At 59.8% G+C, this 17,487-nt stretch carries 18 protein-coding genes; 11 read left to right on the plus strand and 7 right to left on the minus strand.

Translation table 11 applies throughout. The annotated features are described in order from the left end of the window. The first annotated feature begins 61 nt into the window (after window positions 1-61). The 10 genes from tolQ (at window position 62) to thiD (ending at window position 11,186) form a co-directional block, all read left to right on the plus strand. Window positions 62-778 (plus strand): protein TolQ, encoded by a 717-nt coding sequence (tolQ, locus tag F3J08_RS01045; RefSeq protein WP_122039819.1) that lies wholly within the window; start codon window positions 62-64, stop codon window positions 776-778. Window positions 779-783: 5 nt separating this feature from the next. Next, window positions 784-1,218, plus strand: a complete 435-nt coding sequence (tolR, locus tag F3J08_RS01050; protein WP_023978580.1) for a protein TolR — start codon at window positions 784-786, stop codon at window positions 1,216-1,218. Window positions 1,219-1,235: 17 nt separating this feature from the next. Next, entirely contained in the window at window positions 1,236-2,231 is a 996-nt protein-coding gene (locus tag F3J08_RS01055) for an energy transducer TonB (RefSeq protein WP_122039820.1), read from the plus strand. A gap of 46 nt (window positions 2,232-2,277) precedes the next feature. Then, window positions 2,278-3,657: a Tol-Pal system beta propeller repeat protein TolB gene (gene tolB, locus F3J08_RS01060; protein ID WP_122039821.1), complete on the plus strand. Its 1,380-nt coding sequence runs from the start codon at window positions 2,278-2,280 to the stop codon at window positions 3,655-3,657. Window positions 3,658-3,933: 276 nt separating this feature from the next. Further along, on the plus strand, window positions 3,934-4,410 hold the full coding sequence (gene pal / locus F3J08_RS01065) for a peptidoglycan-associated lipoprotein Pal (RefSeq protein WP_023978578.1): 477 nt from the start codon (window positions 3,934-3,936) through the stop codon (window positions 4,408-4,410). A gap of 260 nt (window positions 4,411-4,670) precedes the next feature. After that, the gene (locus tag F3J08_RS01070; protein ID WP_166928095.1) at window positions 4,671-5,531 is read left to right on the plus strand and encodes a tol-pal system YbgF family protein; all 861 of its coding nucleotides are present in this window, start codon (window positions 4,671-4,673) and stop codon (window positions 5,529-5,531) included. A gap of 8 nt (window positions 5,532-5,539) precedes the next feature. Next, window positions 5,540-6,829 (plus strand): tRNA lysidine(34) synthetase TilS, encoded by a 1,290-nt coding sequence (gene tilS / locus F3J08_RS01075; protein WP_166928096.1) that lies wholly within the window; start codon window positions 5,540-5,542, stop codon window positions 6,827-6,829. A gap of 166 nt (window positions 6,830-6,995) precedes the next feature. Then, complete coding sequence (gene ftsH / locus F3J08_RS01080; RefSeq protein ID WP_166928097.1) at window positions 6,996-8,918, plus strand: ATP-dependent zinc metalloprotease FtsH; 1,923 nt, start codon at window positions 6,996-6,998, stop codon at window positions 8,916-8,918. A 109-nt stretch (window positions 8,919-9,027) separates the two neighbouring features. After that, a complete protein-coding gene (glmM, locus tag F3J08_RS01085; protein WP_166928098.1) occupies window positions 9,028-10,395 on the plus strand; it encodes a phosphoglucosamine mutase in 1,368 nt (455 codons plus the stop codon). After that, window positions 10,395-11,186: a bifunctional hydroxymethylpyrimidine kinase/phosphomethylpyrimidine kinase gene (gene thiD, locus F3J08_RS01090; RefSeq protein WP_166928099.1), complete on the plus strand. Its 792-nt coding sequence runs from the start codon at window positions 10,395-10,397 to the stop codon at window positions 11,184-11,186. The genes glmM and thiD overlap by 1 nt, the downstream gene beginning before the upstream one ends. A gap of 3 nt (window positions 11,187-11,189) precedes the next feature. On the opposite strand, the gene F3J08_RS01095 is transcribed toward thiD, so the two are convergent. Beyond that, a complete protein-coding gene (locus F3J08_RS01095) occupies window positions 11,190-11,921 on the minus strand; it encodes a response regulator transcription factor (RefSeq protein WP_122039827.1) in 732 nt (243 codons plus the stop codon). A 506-nt stretch (window positions 11,922-12,427) separates the two neighbouring features. On the opposite strand from F3J08_RS01095, the gene F3J08_RS16905 reads away from it, so the two are divergent. Further along, a complete protein-coding gene (locus F3J08_RS16905; RefSeq protein WP_205206608.1) occupies window positions 12,428-12,781 on the plus strand; it encodes a hypothetical protein in 354 nt (117 codons plus the stop codon). Window positions 12,782-12,887: 106 nt separating this feature from the next. On the opposite strand, the gene F3J08_RS01100 is transcribed toward F3J08_RS16905, so the two are convergent. The 6 genes from F3J08_RS01100 to F3J08_RS01125 all read right to left on the minus strand — a co-directional run bounded on the left by F3J08_RS01100 (window position 12,888) and on the right by F3J08_RS01125 (window position 17,205). Beyond that, on the minus strand, window positions 12,888-13,295 hold the full coding sequence (locus tag F3J08_RS01100; RefSeq protein ID WP_122039829.1) for a hypothetical protein: 408 nt from the start codon (window positions 13,293-13,295) through the stop codon (window positions 12,888-12,890). Window positions 13,296-13,364: 69 nt separating this feature from the next. Continuing rightward, window positions 13,365-13,832 (minus strand): hypothetical protein, encoded by a 468-nt coding sequence (locus F3J08_RS01105; RefSeq protein WP_240149053.1) that lies wholly within the window; start codon window positions 13,830-13,832, stop codon window positions 13,365-13,367. Between the two features lie 56 nt (window positions 13,833-13,888). Next, complete coding sequence (locus F3J08_RS01110) at window positions 13,889-15,130, minus strand: aminopeptidase (RefSeq protein WP_166928100.1); 1,242 nt, start codon at window positions 15,128-15,130, stop codon at window positions 13,889-13,891. An 86-nt stretch (window positions 15,131-15,216) separates the two neighbouring features. Next, complete coding sequence (locus F3J08_RS01115; RefSeq protein ID WP_023978569.1) at window positions 15,217-15,501, minus strand: hypothetical protein; 285 nt, start codon at window positions 15,499-15,501, stop codon at window positions 15,217-15,219. A gap of 124 nt (window positions 15,502-15,625) precedes the next feature. Beyond that, the gene (locus F3J08_RS01120) at window positions 15,626-16,693 is read right to left on the minus strand and encodes a histidinol-phosphate transaminase (RefSeq protein ID WP_166928101.1); all 1,068 of its coding nucleotides are present in this window, start codon (window positions 16,691-16,693) and stop codon (window positions 15,626-15,628) included. Beyond that, a complete protein-coding gene (locus F3J08_RS01125) occupies window positions 16,690-17,205 on the minus strand; it encodes an ankyrin repeat domain-containing protein (protein WP_122039834.1) in 516 nt (171 codons plus the stop codon). The genes F3J08_RS01120 and F3J08_RS01125 overlap by 4 nt, the downstream gene beginning before the upstream one ends. Between the last annotated feature and the right edge of the window lie 282 nt (window positions 17,206-17,487).

Raw genomic sequence — 17,487 nt, forward strand, 5'->3', positions numbered from 1 at the left:
AGGCGCGTATGAGGCATGCACTGTATAGGCGTGACGCAGAACGAAGCCTCAGGAGGTTTTTTTGGATCGAGCGGTAAATGCGGCTGACCTTGGGGCCGCCGCTTCTGGTTTGTCACCGTTGGACTTGTTCCTGCATGCATCCGTCGTGGTGCAGCTGGTCATGGTGGGGCTGATCTTGTGCAGCGCCTTCGTCTGGGCCGTGATCATCGAGAAGATCATCCTGATTCGCCGCGTCAATCGCGAAGCGACGGAATTCGAGGATCGTTTCTGGTCCGGCGGCAGCCTGGAGGATCTTTATGATTCCGATGGTGCAAAGCCGCTCCACCCGATGGCTGCCGTCTTTGGTGCGGCCATGGGCGAATGGCGCCGCTCCGCCCGCATCACGGGGATCGATCTGGCGCGCGGTGGTGTGCGTGATCGCGTGGATCGTGCGATCAATATCACGGTTGCTCGTGAAATGGATCGGCTGAGCCGTCGCGTGGTGGCTCTCGCCACGATTGGTCCCGTTGCCCCGTTTGTCGGTCTGTTCGGCACGGTGTGGGGCATCATGCATGCCTTCGGCTCGATCGCGGCCATGCACAACACGAACCTTGCTGTTGTGGCCCCCGGTATCTCCGAAGCCCTTTTTGCAACGGCAATTGGCCTCGTCACAGCAATTCCGGCCTATGTGGCCTATAACGTGACCAGCTCTGCCCTTGATCATTTCGCTGAGCGCATGGATGCGTTCGGTACCGAATTTGCCGCGATCCTGTCGCGACAGTCGGAAGAGCGGAGCTAAGACCCATGGGCATGTCTGCAGGGGGCGGCCCCGCACGCGGCCGCAGGCGACGCCCGGCGTCGGAAATCAACGTCACACCGCTGGTGGACGTCATGCTTGTGCTGCTCATCATCTTCATGGTGACAGCCCCCATGATGACGAGCGGCGTGAATGTGGATCTCCCCAAGACCGATGCCAGCCCGCTCAATGCTGATACCAAACCCATAACGGTTTCGATCAAGGCCGATGGTGGGACCTATCTGGGAGATGACCCGGTTTCGGCCGACCAACTCGTCGCCCAGCTTCAGCAGGCCGCACAGAACGACAAGGAGCATCGCATCTTCGTCCGCGCTGATGCTCATATCAATTACGGACAGGTGATGGACATCATGGGGAAGATTACCTCAGGTGGCTTCACGCACGTGGCGCTGCTCGCCCAGCAGCCCGCCGCGGGCCAGTAACCAGAGGAGAAGCAGCCTTGCTGCGTCCCCGTCGGTCCGATGTCCGGCGCTTCCGCTATGCGCTGGGAGCGTCGGTTGCAGCGCATGCGCTGTTCATCGGCTTCCTTCTCGTGCGGCTGCCCATGAGCAAGCCCCCCGAGCCCCCCGAACCGCCGCCAATCGAGATGGCTTTCGAGGATTCCGGTCCTCCCGCCACGCCGCACAAGGCTGATACGCCAGCGCCCAAGCCAGCGCCGGCGCCAGCTCCTACGCCGACAGACGCGCCGCCAGCTCCAACGCCGCCGACACCTCAGCCTGTGGAGGAGCCGCCGCCACCTGCGCCACCGCCGCCGCCTATTCCGCCTCCGGCGGAGAGCAAGACGCCGCCCCTGCCTGACGTGAAGACACCGCAGAAGATGGTTGACGACTCGGCCGAGCCCATCAAGGCCTCGCCGCCCAAGCCGTCACCCCCTTCCGCATCGAAGCAGGTCGCGCCGCCTTCGCCTCAGACACAGCCTGTGGACAAGCTGCCTGAAACACCGACTTTCTCGCATATCACGCAACCCAATGCGGCGAAGAAGACCCAGGCGGACTCGCACTCGCTGCTTGCGACACTCGATGCCCTGCGCGCTGACCAGAAGCAGACACATCCGCCGAAGGCACGCGCCAACCCGCAGCAGGGCGGGGCGCCCAACGGGGGTGGCGCGCCGAATGGCGACATCACCAACGCGCTGAGTTCTGCCCAGCAGAAGGCGATTGGTGGCTCGGTGCGCCGTTGTTATTCGGAAGATACCGAAGCGCGTAATTATGCCTCATTTAGCGCGCATCTGATCGTGACGATCGATGCGACCGGAGAGGCGAGAATGGCGCGTTTTGCTCCCGATACCCAGGCGAAGGCAGCTTCCGACCCGTCCTATCGGGCGCTGGCCGAGCGTGCACGCGATGCCGTGCTCAGCCCGACCTGCTCGAAACTCCCCATCCCCTCAAACCTTCTGGGCAAGACGCACGAACTCAAATTCGTGTTCCGCCCCTGAGGTTTTCAGGTTCATGATCCTCCCAGACCGCAAGAGACCCGCATTCATGTCACGCGATACGTTCAGTTTCGACAGGCCCCTGCTGACCGACGACCAGGCGCAGAGCCTCTCCTCCCTGTTCTCACGACGCTCGGTTCTCGGTGCGTCCCTTGCTGCTGGTGGTCTGCTGGCCACGCCGATTGGCGCCTTCGCGCAGAATGCTGCTGGCGGCGCGCCGGGTGAGGCGGAGATCACGGTCGACCAGGCCCGTACAGCGCCTATCCCCATCTCTATCCCGTCTTTCGGTCCCGGGCTGGGTGAGCAGATCACCAGTGTGGTCTCTGCCGATCTCGACAGTACCGGCCTGTTCACGATCCTGCCCGGTACCTCTGGCACGCCGGATTTTGCGGCGCTCAAGGCGCAGGGTGCACGCGCCGCCGTCACGGGGAGTGCCGCGGGTTCGAGCAGCACGCGCGTCGAGATGCGTCTGTGGAACGTTCTGACAGGCGAGCAGATCCAGGGCACAGCCTATACGGCTTCAGCTGGCAACTGGCGTCGTATTGCCCACACGATCGCTGACGTGATCTATGAGCGCATGCTCGGTGAGAAAGGCTATTTCGATACGCGCATTGCGTATATCGCCCGCACTGGCCCACGCCATCACCAGATCACGCGTCTTGCTGTGATGGATCAGGACGGCGCCAACAGCCATATGCTGACCTCAGGTCAGTGGCTGACGCTCACGCCGCGTTTCAACCCGGTGCGCGATCAGATTGCGTTCATGTCCTACGCCAATAACCGTCCGCGCGTTTATACGTTCGATCTCGGCTCGGGCAGCCAGCGTATGTTGGGTGAATTCGAGGGCATCTCCTTTGCGCCCCGTTTCTCCCCCAATGGCAGCCAGGTTGTGCTCTCTGCAACGCGTGGTGGCGGGTCAGACATATTCGTTGTCGATCTTGGCTCGGGCTCCAAACGCCAGATCACCAATTCCGGTGCGATCGATACGAGCCCGTGCTTCAGCCCCGACGGCAGCCAGATCGTGTTCAACTCCGACCGTGGTGGATCGCCGCAGCTCTACATCATGAGTGCATCAGGCGGCGGCGCGCGTCGTATTTCCTACGGTCACGGCACGTACGGGTCGCCGGTCTGGTCGCCGCGTGGCGATGTGATTGCCTTCACCCGTATCGCCAATGGTCGCTTCTCGCTTGGTGTGATGGGACCGGACGGAACGGGAGAGCGCATCCTGACCGAGGGCTTTACGGTCGAGAGCCCGACCTTCTGTCCGAATGGTCGCGTGATCGCCTTCTGCCGCCAGTCGGCAGCCGGGGCGGGTGGGGCCGGGTTCTCCAGCGGAATCGGTACGATCGATATCACCGGATTCCATGAGCGTCCCGTACGCACCAGCACGGGCGCTTCCGATCCGGCCTGGTCGCCGCTTCAGGGCTGAATAATGCCGTAAGGCTGTGTCTCTGATGCCGCTTTTTGTGGCGTCGGAGACACTAATTCTGAATTTCTAATGAAATCCACGCGACTTGGCGCGCGATGGTAGTCATGCCGCTTGACCGCGCTTCGCGGGAATGAGTATGGCCGATCTTGGTCGTCGGGATCGGTAAGGCCCAATGGTTATGGTAACCAGCAAGCAAAACGGGAACTCCGACCTTCGTAATTAGTTGTCGTCACGCTTCCTGGTCCCGGATGGGGACTATATTCAGGGTTGGCAAAAATGAATTTCAAGCTTCTCGGTGCGCTTGGCCTTGCAGTCGTTCTGGCTGCATGCTCGGATGAATCAAACAAGGGTGCATCGACCGGTGCAGGCGCAACGGCTCAGGAAACCGGCGCTGCGCCCGGTAGCGAAGCCGATCTGGTCGCCAATGTCGGCGATCGCGTCTTCTTCGACCTGAACCGCAACACGCTCTCCAGCGATGCACAGGCAACTCTGGACAAGCAGGCAGCATGGCTCGCCCGCTACCCGCAGGTCAGCGTCGAAATCGCTGGTAACTGCGATGACCGTGGCACGGAAGAGTACAACATTGCGCTCGGCCAGCGTCGTGCAAATGCGGCCCGTGACTATCTGGTTGCCAAGGGCGTTGCTCCTTCGCGCATCACGACGATCTCCTACGGCAAGGACCGTCCGACCGCTGACGGTGACGACGAGCAGGCATGGGCTCAGAACCGTAACGCGATCACCTCGGTCAAGTAATCGGTCCGAGACTGTCGGGGTTGTCTGAGGGCCTGACCTGAGTTTTCTTGTCAGTGCCTTGATATACCGCTGACTCTGACGATTGATTCTCCCCTGTGTCCTGCAGGGGATGAATTCGGATCTGGCAAAACCGGCCGGTGCTTTGGCACCGGCCGGTTTTGTTTTATGGAACGTCTGATTTAAAAGTTCTTTTGAGCTATACGGTGAGGGATCATGCGCGGCATGATGCCAGCCATCACGATCTGACCGAAGGATGCGCCATGCGCGGTGCCCGAGTTTCCCGCTTCCTCATTCTCTCAACCGCCGCCGCTGTGACGGGGCTGGGGCTCTCACCCGCGCAGGCTCAGGTGACGAGCCGCGAGGGTATCGCGCTGCAGAACCAGATCCAGCAGCTCTCGCAACAGCTCCAGCAGGTGCAGTCCAGCGCCGCATCCGTGCCGGTGAGTGGCAGTGCCGCGCCTGCCATCAGTTCAGGCAATGGCGATCTCGTTTCCCAGCTTCTGCAGCGTGTCTCGACGCTCGAGAACGAGAACCGGGAGATGCGCGGAGAGCTCGATCAGCTGACCAACCAGGTCCAGACACAGAATGCGACGCTGACAAAGCAGATTGGCGATATGCAGTTTGCCGCCCAGAATGGAGCCGGTGGCGCTGCGGCAGGCGCTGCATCCAGTGCCGGTGCCATGACTGCGCCAGCCACTTCCAGTGCGCCACCCGCAGCGCCCGCAGATAAACCAGCAACCGCGCTGGATCTGCTCAAATCCGGTCAGGCTGCCCTGAAGAGCCGTGACTATGCCACGGCGCAGAGCAATGCCGAACAAGCGTTGAAGCTGGCCAAGACGGCCAATGGGAAGCTCGAATCGCAATTCCTGCTCGCCCAGTCTCTCGCGGGGCAGAAGCAGTATCGCGATTCCGCTGTTGCCTATTACGACGCCTATAATCGCTCTCCCAAGTCCGCACGCGCGCAGGAAGCCTTGCTTGGCGTCTCCGCCTCCATGCTGGCAATGGGCGACAAGAACTCGGCCTGTCAGGCCCTGCAGAAGCTCGATTCCGAGTTTCCTTCGCCCACACCACGCGTGAAGGCTGCCGTCACAAGCTTCAAGGGCCGTGCCAACTGCCACTGACCGGGCTGATGCCTGAGGATGAAACTGCGAGCCGGCGATTCCAGCCGGGTGAAGGCCCTATCGCGGCAGGGGAGTTTGCGGCTCTCATGCAGGGCTTTGGGGCTTTTCCATCCGATGACCCTCGCTTTCCACTAGGTGTCGCAGTTTCAGGTGGGGCAGATAGTCTCTGTCTTGCCTGGCTGCTTAGACGCTGGCGCCGAGCTGTCAGGGCCTTTGTCGTCGATCATGGTTTGCGGAAAGACTCTGCAGCCGAGGCTGCGTTGACAGCGTCCAGACTTGAGGCGCTCGATATCCCCGTGAGTGTTCTGCGCATTCAGGCGCTCGATGGCACGCGACGATTGCAGGAGACCGCGAGGGCGGCCCGCTATCAGATCCTCGCCGAGGCCTGCGCCGCTCATGGTATCCTCGACCTTGCATTGGGGCATCATGCCGGCGATCAGGCGGAGACCTTCCTCATGCGCAAGGCGCATGGCAGCACACCCTATGGTCTTGCTTCCATGGCGCTCAGTCGTGAGACGCCGCATCTGCGCTATCTTCGCCCCCTGTTGTCAATTGCGCCAGAGCGGCTTCGAGCCACACTACAGGCGCATGATATAGAATGGGTGGAAGACCCCAGTAACCAGAAACGATGCTTCGAGCGTGTTCGTATACGGCAGGATATGGACGCCGTAACGCGGTGCGATACGCTGGTTGAGGCAGGCATTTACGGAGCACTACGTAACAGGCGATCGGAGGCCGATGCTCGTTGGCTCGCCTCGATCCGCCTGGATCCTGCCGGGTATGCTGTCATGGCGGCTTTACCTGATGACCCGGCCCTCCTGGGGCAGCTCTGGCAGATGATATCCGGCGCGGCTTATCCTCCTTCTCCATCGGATCTGGCCGGATTGGTCGCGTCGCCACGCGCGATGACGCTCTCAGGGGGTATCCTGTACGAGGCAGGGCGGTATGGCGAGGGGTGGATCTTGGCACGCGAGGTGGCGGCGATCCGTGCGCAGTCAGCCTTGTGTCAGGGGCTCTGGTGGGACCGGCGATTCAAGGTGCGGGGTGCGCCGACGCAGCCTGGGCTGAGTGTCGGCGCCTTGGGACCGGAATCACGCCGCTATCGTCACCATCCATTGCCCTCTCGGGTACTGGCCGCCCTTCCGGCCTTATGGCGAGGCGGCAGTGTGGTGGGTGTACCGACGCTGGGTGAGGGCGTTTCACGGGACTGGCCCGGTTTCGAAGTCGCGTTTGAGCCTGCCGCAAGCCTGAGTAACGGGTCAAGATGGCCAGAATACCGGGAAACCGTGAAAACTTAATCGTCAGGGGGTGGGAACGTCCCCCCAAATGCTTATGTTATGAAAAAGATCAGCGCTGTTGTCGGTTCAGGGCAGCAGACGGGGCTACCGACGCCGACGTCTCTCCTTCGGGGGCACGCCGGTCGCATGGCCTGGCACCTGTTATTTGGAAACAATAGAGACCGTGATGAACAATTTTGGCCGCAATCTGGCACTCTGGGTGATCATCATCGTTCTGGCGTTGTTGCTCTTCTTGGCGTTTCAGCCCACGGGAAGCCAGCACGCGGCGCAGCAACTCGCCTATTCCGATTTCGTGACCGATATCGACGAAGGCAAGGTGCGCTCTGTCGTCGTGCAGAACCAGAACATCACCGGCACCTTGAAGGACGGCACGTCTTTCGAGACCTATGCGCCGGTCGATCCTGGCCTCGTGCCACGGATGACAGGCAAGGGCGTGGAGGTTGTTGCCAAGCCGCTTGATGCGGATGGCAGCCCCATCCTGCGCGCGGTCACGAGCTGGCTGCCAATGATTTTCCTCCTGGGTATCGGTATCCTCTTCTTCCGCCAGATGCAGTCGGGCAGTGGCCGGGCCATGGGCTTCGGGAAGTCGCGTGCCCGCCTTCTGACCGAGAAACAGGGACGCGTCACATTTGACGATGTGGCCGGCATTGACGAAGCGAAAGCCGAGCTTGAGGAAATTGTCGAGTTTCTGAAAGACCCACAGAAATTCACCCGTCTGGGCGGCAAAATTCCGAAAGGCGCGCTGCTTGTTGGCCCTCCGGGCACAGGTAAGACCTTGCTTGCGCGTGCTATCGCCGGTGAAGCCAACGTCCCGTTCTTCACGATCTCCGGTTCGGACTTCGTCGAGATGTTCGTGGGTGTCGGTGCTTCGCGTGTGCGCGACATGTTCGAGCAGGGGAAGAAATCGGCGCCGTGCATCATCTTCATCGACGAAATCGATGCCGTCGGACGCCATCGCGGCGCAGGTCTGGGTGGCGGCAATGACGAACGCGAACAGACCCTCAATCAGATGCTGGTGGAGATGGACGGGTTTGAGAGCAATGAGGGCGTGATCCTCATCGCGGCGACAAACCGTCCTGACGTGCTCGACCCTGCCTTGCTCCGCCCCGGTCGTTTCGATCGTCAGGTCGTGGTGCCGAACCCGGATGTCGCGGGTCGTGAGAAGATCCTGCGCGTCCATATGCGCAAGGTACCGCTGGCTTCGGATGTTGATCCCAAGGTGATTGCCCGTGGTACGCCGGGCTTCTCCGGTGCCGACCTTGCCAATCTGGTTAACGAGGCCGCTCTGCTTGCTGCCCGTCTGGGCAAGCGCACCGTGGCAATGCTCGAATTCGACAATGCCAAGGACAAGGTTCTGATGGGCGCCGAACGTCGCTCACTGGCCATGACCGAGGACGAGAAGAAGAAGACAGCGTACCATGAAGGCGGCCATGCCATCTGTGCGCTGCTGACTGCCGGTTCCGATCCTATTCATAAGGCGACCATCATTCCCCGTGGCCGCGCGCTCGGTATGGTTCAGATCCTCCCGGAGGGTGATCGCCTGAACATGAGCCGGACCCAGCTCAAGGCCCAGCTTGTGCTCGCCATGGGTGGCCGTGCTGCTGAAGAGATCATCTTCGGCGCCGAGAATGTCGAGACCGGTGCCTCTGGTGACATCAAGATGGCAACGAATTACGCGCGCCGCATGGTCACTGAATGGGGCATGAGCGAGAAGCTCGGCATGGTCGCCTACGGGGATAACGGTCAGGAGGTGTTCCTGGGGCACTCGGTCACGCAGAACAAGAACGTGTCCGAGCAGACCGCGATGGAAATCGATCGCGAGATCCGGGTTTTGATCGATACGGCGTATCGTCAGGCCCACGCGCTCTTGCTGGAGCACATTGACGCGTTGCACCGGATCGCCAAGGCGCTTCTGGAATATGAAACGCTGTCTGGCGATGAGGTCGCGCGTGTGCTGCGCGGTGAGGAGATCACCCGTCTCGAAGTGGATGATTCGGCCCCTGAGAACCGCCGTTCATCGGTACCCACGGTCAAGGCCAGAACGGGAGGGTCAACAGAAGCGCTGGATCCGTCTCCTCAGGCGGGCTGAGGCTCACAACGGTTGGGAAGAGGGGGCGCAAGCCCCCTTTTTTCGTATGGCGCGGTGTGCTTGAAGAACCTCACGTCACGCGCAGAAGCAAGCGACAGGAAGGGCGATCATGAGCAAGCAATCTAATCCAGGCCGCAAGCTGTTTGGGACTGACGGTATTCGAGGCAAGGCCAACAGCTTCCCAATGACAGTTGACGTCGCCCTTCGCGTTGGTCAGGCAGCCGGTCTTTACTTTCGTCGCGGAGCCCACCGCCACAGCGTCGTTTTGGGCAAGGATACCCGGCTTTCGGGTTACATGATTGAAAGTGCCCTCGTATCGGGTTTCCTGTCAGCCGGTATGGATGTCATCCTCGTAGGGCCTCTTCCTACACCGGCCATCGCTATGCTCGCACGCTCCTTGCGCGCCGATCTGGGGGTGATGATTTCTGCCTCCCACAACCCGTTCGGCGATAACGGGATCAAGCTGTTTGGTCCTGATGGTTTCAAGCTCTCGGACGAGGTCGAGGCGGAAATCGAGTCCATGATGGCGCAGGATCTTACGGATCAGATGGCGTCGCCAGAGGGAGTAGGACGCGCATCGCGACTCAATGACGCGGCAGGGCGTTATATCGAGTCGGCCAAAGCTGCTTTTCCCAAGGGGTCCCGGCTTGATGGCCTTCGTATCGTGCTCGACTGTGCCAATGGGGCAGCCTATCGCGTGGCCCCGGCAGCCCTGTGGGAACTCGGTGCCGAGGTCATCAAGATCGGGTGTGAGCCCAACGGGGTGAACATCAACGCGGACTGTGGTTCAACCCATCCGGAGACCCTCCAGCGTACTGTGCTGGAGCATGGTGCTCATCTCGGGATAGCGCTTGATGGAGACGCCGACCGCCTGATCATTGTGGACGAGAAAGGCCAGATTGTGGATGGGGATCAGATTCTTGGTCTGATCGTGTTGTTCCTTCAGAAGAACGAGCGTCTTGGCAGTAATGATGCTGTTGCCACCATCATGTCCAATCTCGGTCTGGAGAAGAAGCTCGCCCAGCATGGGATCACGCTACATCGTACAGCGGTGGGTGATCGCTACGTGGTTGAGAAGATGCGCGAGCAGGGAATTAAACTTGGTGGCGAGCAGTCAGGCCATATGATCCTGTCCGATTTCGCAACCACCGGTGACGGACTGATTGCCGCCTTGCAGGTCCTCGCAGTGCTGGTTGAGGAAGGGAAGCCAGCCAGCGAGATCCTTCGTGTATTCGAACCGTATCCCCAGTTACTGCGCAATGTGCGTTATCAGGGAGGCGATCCGCTCTCGACCGACCTGCTGGCAGAGGCAAGGAAGGCGGCTGAGTCGCGTCTTGGCAGCACGGGCCGTCTGGTGCTGCGCAAGAGCGGGACCGAACCGCTCATTCGTGTCATGGCTGAGGCCGAGGATCCAGCTCTTGTCGAGGACATTGTTGCATCGATCTGTGATGCCGTGCAGCGAGCGGTTGCTGTCTGATGAAAGGCCGGGTCCTTATCGTGGCAGGCAGCGATTCTGGCGGGGGCGCGGGGATTCAGGCTGACATCAAGACGGTCACCGCTCTTGGTGGCTTTGCCATGACAGCCCTGACCGCCGTGACTGCACAGAACACGTCAGGAGTGAGCCGGATCGAGTATATGGCTCCCGACATGGTGGCTGAGCAGATGACGATGGTGCTCGATGATATCGGCGCTGACGTTATCAAGCTCGGGATGCTTGGCAATGCAGGCATCATGGAGGCCGTGGGCCGGGTACTGGCCCAACACCCGACCATACCCTGTGTCATTGATCCTGTGATGGTCGCCACGAGCGGCGCAAAATTGATGACAGCTGATGGCGAGTCGGCTCTGGCGCGTCTCTACTCTCGTTGTTTCATGTTGACGCCGAACCTTCCCGAACTTGAAGTCCTTACGGGCAAAACGCTCTCGACCGAGAGCGAGATGTTTGAGGCAGCCAGGGCTCTCAGGGTCTCTCACGACATCAGGTGGGTGTTGGCCAAGGGAGGCCATCTAAGCGGGCCTGACGTCACGGATATCCTGATTGGTGCAGAGAAATTTCACAATTATGTGGATACCCGTATTCACACGCTCCACACCCATGGAACGGGCTGCACCTTGGCAAGTGCTATCGCTACAGGTCTAGCTCAGGATTATGATGTCAATAACGCTGTAGCGCGCGCGCGCGCCTACGTGCGGCAGGCCATCTTGCAGGCTCCCTCCTATGGGAAAGGAACCGCCCGGCCAATGAACCATCTTCCGGACGCAGTATGAGAACTAGAGTACCTCAATAGGCTGTTGTGTCTGCTCCGTGGCTGGAATGACCGGTAATGGTTTGGTGTCTTCGCGGAGCACGTAACCGCGGCCCCACACGGTACCGATCATTTGCCCGGCACCGAATTGCTGGAGTTTCCGACGCAGCTTGCAGATAAAGACGTCGATGATTTTCATTTCCGGTTCATCGATGCCGCCATACAGGTGGTTGAGGAAGGCATCCTTGGTCAGGACGTTTCCGCGACGCAGAACCAGAAGTTCAAGAATGGCATATTCCTTGCCGGTCAATTGCACAGGGTTGCCGTTGACCGAGGCACTTTTCGCGTTCAGGTCGAGCGAAAGTGGGCCGACAGTCATGACCGTTGTGCTGAAGCCCCGGGAACGTCGCAATACGGCTTGTAGTCGTGCCAGGAGTTCGTCTGTGTCGAAGGGCTTCGTGATGTAGTCATCTGCGCCTGCATGCAACGCCTTTATTTTCGCCTGAGGGCGGGTCATGGCACTCAGAACAATAATGGGCGTCTGTATTTGTGTCTTGCGCACCCGACGGATCACCTCGTAGCCTTCAAGATCTTCGAGCGTCAGTTCCGTGAGAGCCAGATCGTAATCATAATGGCGCAGCATATCGATTGCTTCATGCCCATTATGTGCATGATCAACAGTAATACCGCCCTGCTTGAGTGTTTTGATGAGCGCTTGAGCCGTAGCTTGGTCGCTTTCCGCAAGAAGGAGGCGCATCTCGTCAATCTCCAGGGTTGTTGATCGCTAGTTACTACCTAAGGTTGCTGTCGGCAAGAAAAATACTTGTTGAGGGCTGAAACATTTTGTCCTGAAAGTAACGAGTCTTTAACGGATTAACCTTACAATTTCTCTGAAATATTGCCTGTGATTTTCTGGATTTGGCTACGAGATATAGGGTTTCCGCAGCCTATAAAGTGTTTTTTCAATACTAACACAGGGCTATTTAACGACGGTTAACGAGCTATGACCCGGGTTTGTCTGGCCATGTAGTCGGTAGTCGCCTGAATGCGCGTACAGGTTGTATTGCGTAACTGATGTGTCTCGCATTCTTCTGAACCTTCATGGTTCTGGTTGAGCGGACCATCTGGCCCCGTCATCGATCGATGACGGGGCTGGTTGTCAGGTGACAAGGAGTCTGGCGTGGGTAAGCGTTGGCAGGCCTGCAATGAAAAGTGAGCGCCGTGCAGATCAGAAAAAGTACCCGGTTGCAGAGGTGGCATGAAATGAGGGACCGCGCTCAGGCGTTGACGGCCGTTCTTCGTCGCGAGACTGGCGTCAGGCGGGAGAGACGCAACGCCGAGGCAGTTATCGTCTGCGCTGAACGGAATGTTCTTGCTTCGAATGACGAGGATAGTGTTGTCGAAGGATTCGTGAACTGGCTACCGGAGGCGAGGGCAACGATAGAACGTGCCAGGTCAGCTGAACGCGAAGTCGCGATTGACGTCGCAGTCGCCTATCAAGCCTACATACAGGCGAGGATTGCCATCAAGAGGTCGCTGCCCACAGGAGATGCGCCTGCTTCTTCTGATCCCTCTGTAATGGCATCAACGGGGGAGGGCGACGAGAGGGGCGAATGAGCCCTCCAGCCGGCTGAGAAGCCTTAACAACTCCCAGCCATTGACGCTCAGACGGTGAGTATCCGGGAAGCGCGCGATATTTGATCTTCCTGCTGCCAAGCAGTGCTCACGGCGTATCCGTATCGCACCAGGGAGATGACCCTATGACGACGCAGGCAACCGGATGGGTGGAATCGCGCAAGAACGAAAGATAGGTCTGGGTGTTTTCTTCGAACAGGTCAGTTCTCGCACTGAGGACGGCGCTGATCACACCTGGCTCACGCTCTGAGAGGGTCTTCGCCGCGTGGGCCAGCAAGCGCTGAACTGCCCGTTCAAGCGCAGGAAGAAGGTCTGCGCTGCTCTGTCCGGTAACACCAAAGCGCGCTGCCATCTGCTCCCAGTCCTCCCGCGTGATGAAAGCAGGTACGCCGTTTTCCGGGGTCTGGCGCTCGGCTCGCAGAAGACGCCCCGCCTGCGCGTGACCGAGGATGTCGGCTGACGGCAATGTCGTGGGGTCGAGTGCAAATTCCTTCATGGTGTCGTGGCTCCGTCCCGATAAACCAGCTGGCGGTCGCCCTTGTGACGATCGCCAGAAAACAAGAGATCAGTTCACCTGGCCCGCAGCCTGCCCCGGGGGAGTTCCCATGGCTTGCATCAGAGCGGTTACCTGTTCCGGGTGTGCATGGAACAGCGCAATATTGGCCGGATTTGCTGCTGGCAGCCCCGCGGGCAGGGGCTGACCGTTGGTGGCGGCGACAGTCATGCCGAATGCTGTCATGCCCATCACGAAGCTTTCAGGTGTGAAACCGTGAGCCTCCAGAATGGCAGGCAAGCCGGGTATGGACTGTATCTGCCCGATGGTTGCCCTCAGCGACATTTGAGTGGAGTTGGGCGGGCGTATATTGGCCGCCTGCAGGGCCTGAATGGTCTGCGCTGCTCGAGACATGAAATCGGCGGGTAGAGGATAGCGAAGGCCAGCTTCGATATCCTGTCTCATTTCAGGCGGAATGTTTCGCTGCTGGCTTGGGGCTCCATCGATTGATGTCTGGGCCCGGGCATCTGATATCGTCATGGCAGGTGACAAACCCAGCGCAACGGTCAGAACTGCAAATTTTGATATCCCTCTCATCATACCCATTCCCCCTTGCGCATAAGCGGTGTTGCGGTGCCATCCTCAGCCAGACCATCAAGATCAATCTTGTCCGAGCCGATCATCCAGTCGATATGAATCATACTCGTATTGGCACCGCGGGCTGCCAGTGTTTCGGCCGAGGCCCCTTCGGTGTCGAACAGACATTTGGTGTAGGCCTGACCCAGGGCGATATGGCTCGAGGCATTCTCATCGAACAATGTGTTGCGGAACAGGATGCCGGTGTTCGAGATGGGTGAGGCGTGGGGCACCAAAGCCACTTCCCCAAGGCGGGCGGCGCCTTCATCTGTCTCCAGAATCCGCCGCAGCGCATCTTCCCCCTTGCCCGCATGGGCCTCGATGATACGCCCTTCAGCGAAGGTCACACGGATTTCGTCGATCAGTGTGCCCTGATGGAAGAGTGGTTTGGTGCTGGATACGTGTCCGCTCACCCGATGGCTGTGTGGAGTCGTAAAGACCTCTTCAGTCGGGATATTGGGGTTGCAGTCGATCCCGTTTGTCGTGCGTTCTGCACCGCCCGCCCAGGCATGACCATCTGCAAGGCCCACAGTCAGGTCCGTGCCGGGGCCGGTGAAGTGCAGGGCATGAAAGCGGCGCTCATTCAGCATCGCCGCCTTGGCATGCAGGGTTGCATTATGCTGCTTCCAGGCAATGACAGGATCAGCCGCATCCAGTCGGGACGAGGCAAATATGGCGTTCCAGAGTCGGTCCTGCGCTTCCTGCGTCGGCAGATCGGGAAAGACCTGCGCAGCCCAGCTGGCTGTTGCGTAGGCAACAATCGTCCAGTTGGTATCAAAGCGCGTGATGATCTCCATGGCCTCACGGCTGGCACGCGATGCGGCGCGGCTTGCGCGCGACACGCGCGCCGGATCCTGCCCGTTGAGCAGGGTCGGGTTGCTGCCAGTAATGGCGAGACGCGCGGCACCTTCCCGGTAAGCCCGTGCAATGCCATCCGCCATCCACTGGGCGCTCTTGTCGAGGCTCTCATCGGAGGCAAAGCGATAGCGTGCCAACGTTGCCTCATCATCAGCATATTGCGTTGTGACAAGGCTCGCGCCGGCGCGATAGGCGTGCTCGGTGATGCGGCGCACCAGCGAGACGGCCTCCAGCGGCGCGGAAATCACCAGCTCCTGACCGGGCTGGAGATTCAACCCGATGCGAACGGCAACTTCGCCGAGTCTGTCGAGACGCTCGGTGAATGAGAGGGGGGCTTCAGACATCACGTTTCTCCTGCGGGGCAAGCCTTTGTTCGACTCCGGGTCGGCGCCCTGCTCACCTCGGGTGAGGGGCGCCTGATCGAACGAGATTACTCGCCAAATGTCTCGGCATGATGGGCGCGGCGCGGCGCACGGCGCTGACGCTCGTTGCGCTGTGCCTTGTCCTGCGTCGCGGGTTTGTCATTGCGTGGCGCGGTACGGATCTCGACCTCGAGTTCGCGGATACGACGTTGCACACTTTCCTTGAGCGAAGGCGATGTATGCGGCTTCATCGTGGCAAGCGTTTCCTTGAGGTCACGCAGTTGCTTTTGCTTCTCGGCCAGATTGCGTCGGATGGGCTGGTTGTCTGAAAGCTGTCCTGTGTACGAACGCATCGTGAAATCTCTTTATCTGCCCGGTCAGCCCGGGACTCGTTTTTCGGCATGGAACCAGACCGGCGACTTATTGCGCCGGGCCAGTCCCGTCATTTGAAGGTCAGAAGGGTGACTGCGCTGAGACTCAGCGCGGGGTCAGACCCATGGAAGCAAGCGCCTCTATCAGGCGACTCATTTCATCATCCGTGCCGATCGTGATGCGAAGCCAGTCGCGTATGCGAGGGGCACTCAGCTGCCGGACGATGATGTGGCGCTCCCGAAGCCCGGCCAGCAGATCGCCGGCCTTGTGTGCGGGATGGTGCACCAGAACGAAATTGGCACAGGAGGGCAGAATGTCAAAGCCCAACCCGCTCATCACCTGCACAAACCTGTCGCGGCTCGCCATGACTCGCCCGGTGGTCGAGGCCAGCCAGGCCGTATCGGCAATGGCCGCAGAGGCTCCGGCCTGAGCCAGGCGGCTGAGCGGATAGGAGTTGAAGCTGTCCTTGACCCGGATCAATCCCTCAATCAGGTCGGGGTGGCCTATGGCGTAACCAACCCGCAATCCGGCTAGGGCGCGCGACTTCGAAAGGGTTTGCACGACCAGCAGATTGTCATGCTCCCGGGTGAGGGACACAGCGGACTCGGCGCCAAAATCGACATAGGCTTCGTCGATGATGATGGTGCGGTCAGGCTGCAGCGTTGCAAGGCGCGAGATCGCCCCGAGTGACAGGGCGTGCCCGGTATTGGCGTTGGGATTGGCAATCGCGATGCCGCCGCACGGGATGGCATAATCCTCGATGTCGATCTCGAAGCGTTCGTTGAGCGGTATTTCCTGATAGGGTTGACCGAACAGACCGCAATAGACGGGATAGAACCCGTAGCTCACATCGGCAAAGAGCATGGGCGCTTCCGGTGCGATCAGTGCCCGGAAGGCATGGGCCAGCACTTCGTCAGACCCGTTACCGACAAAGACGCGTTCCGGCACCGTGTCATAGACCGACGCGATGGTCTGGCGCAGATCACGGGCTGTCGGGTCTGGATAGAGCCGCAGGCTATCGTTGCAGCCTTCCTGCATGACGCTTAGCGCGCTCGGGCTCGGCCCGTAGGGAAGCTCGTTGGTGTTGAGCTTCAGGATATCGGTAAAATGGGGCTGCTCGCCCGGGATATAGGGGTGCAGATCCGCAACCAGCGGGTTCCAGAACCGGCTCATGAGAAATCCGCTTCGCTTGAGGTGAAAAGATGGCTCTGGCCATGCGATTCCGCGATATCGAGCACAGACAGGCCTTCTGCATCACGATGGGCAGGATTGGCGCCTTTCGAGAGCAGAAACCGCACCATATCCTGTCGTCCGAACATGACGGCAAACATGAGCGGCGTGCGGCCCAGATGGCTGGGTATATCGAGACTGGCGCCTGCACTGACGAGCAGTTCGGCTACGGCAAGATGCCCCTTGAAGGCGACCCCCGACAGGGCTGTCGCACCTTTTGCATCCTGCATGTCAGGATTGGCGCCGCGTTCGAGAAGGAGAGCCGTTGCGGGCAGGACGCCATTATAGGCCGCTACGATCAGAGCCGTGTAGCCGCGGCTATCCTGTGCATCGACCGCCATACCTGCATCGAGAAATTGCGTCAGCATGTCGGTGTCGTCCACACGGGCGGCATCGATGAAGAGCGCAGTGATCTGTTCTGGCGAAAAACTGCCTGCCGGCATCATCTCGGTCATCGTGGTGCTGGAACTCTCAGGTTTGAACCGACCCGGCCGCTGTGGACCGTATGATCAAATGATAGCCGAGCGCTCGCTGATCCGGAAGGAGCAGCGGAACTTTCTCAAGCCCGGATCTGGCTGAGAGCATTTCCGGGTGAGGACCTCAAGGATAATCTGCTGATTTGGTTGGGCGAGCAGATTCACCAGAACGGCATCCGATCGAATGTTAAAATATTGCTAAATTTTTGCCCGAAAGCATCATCTCAACCCGCCTGGTGTCATATGGCTTTCTCTGGCTGC

The organism is Asaia sp. As-1742 (assembly GCF_011753235.1).
In the GTDB taxonomy this organism is placed as follows: domain Bacteria; phylum Pseudomonadota; class Alphaproteobacteria; order Acetobacterales; family Acetobacteraceae; genus Asaia; species Asaia bogorensis_B.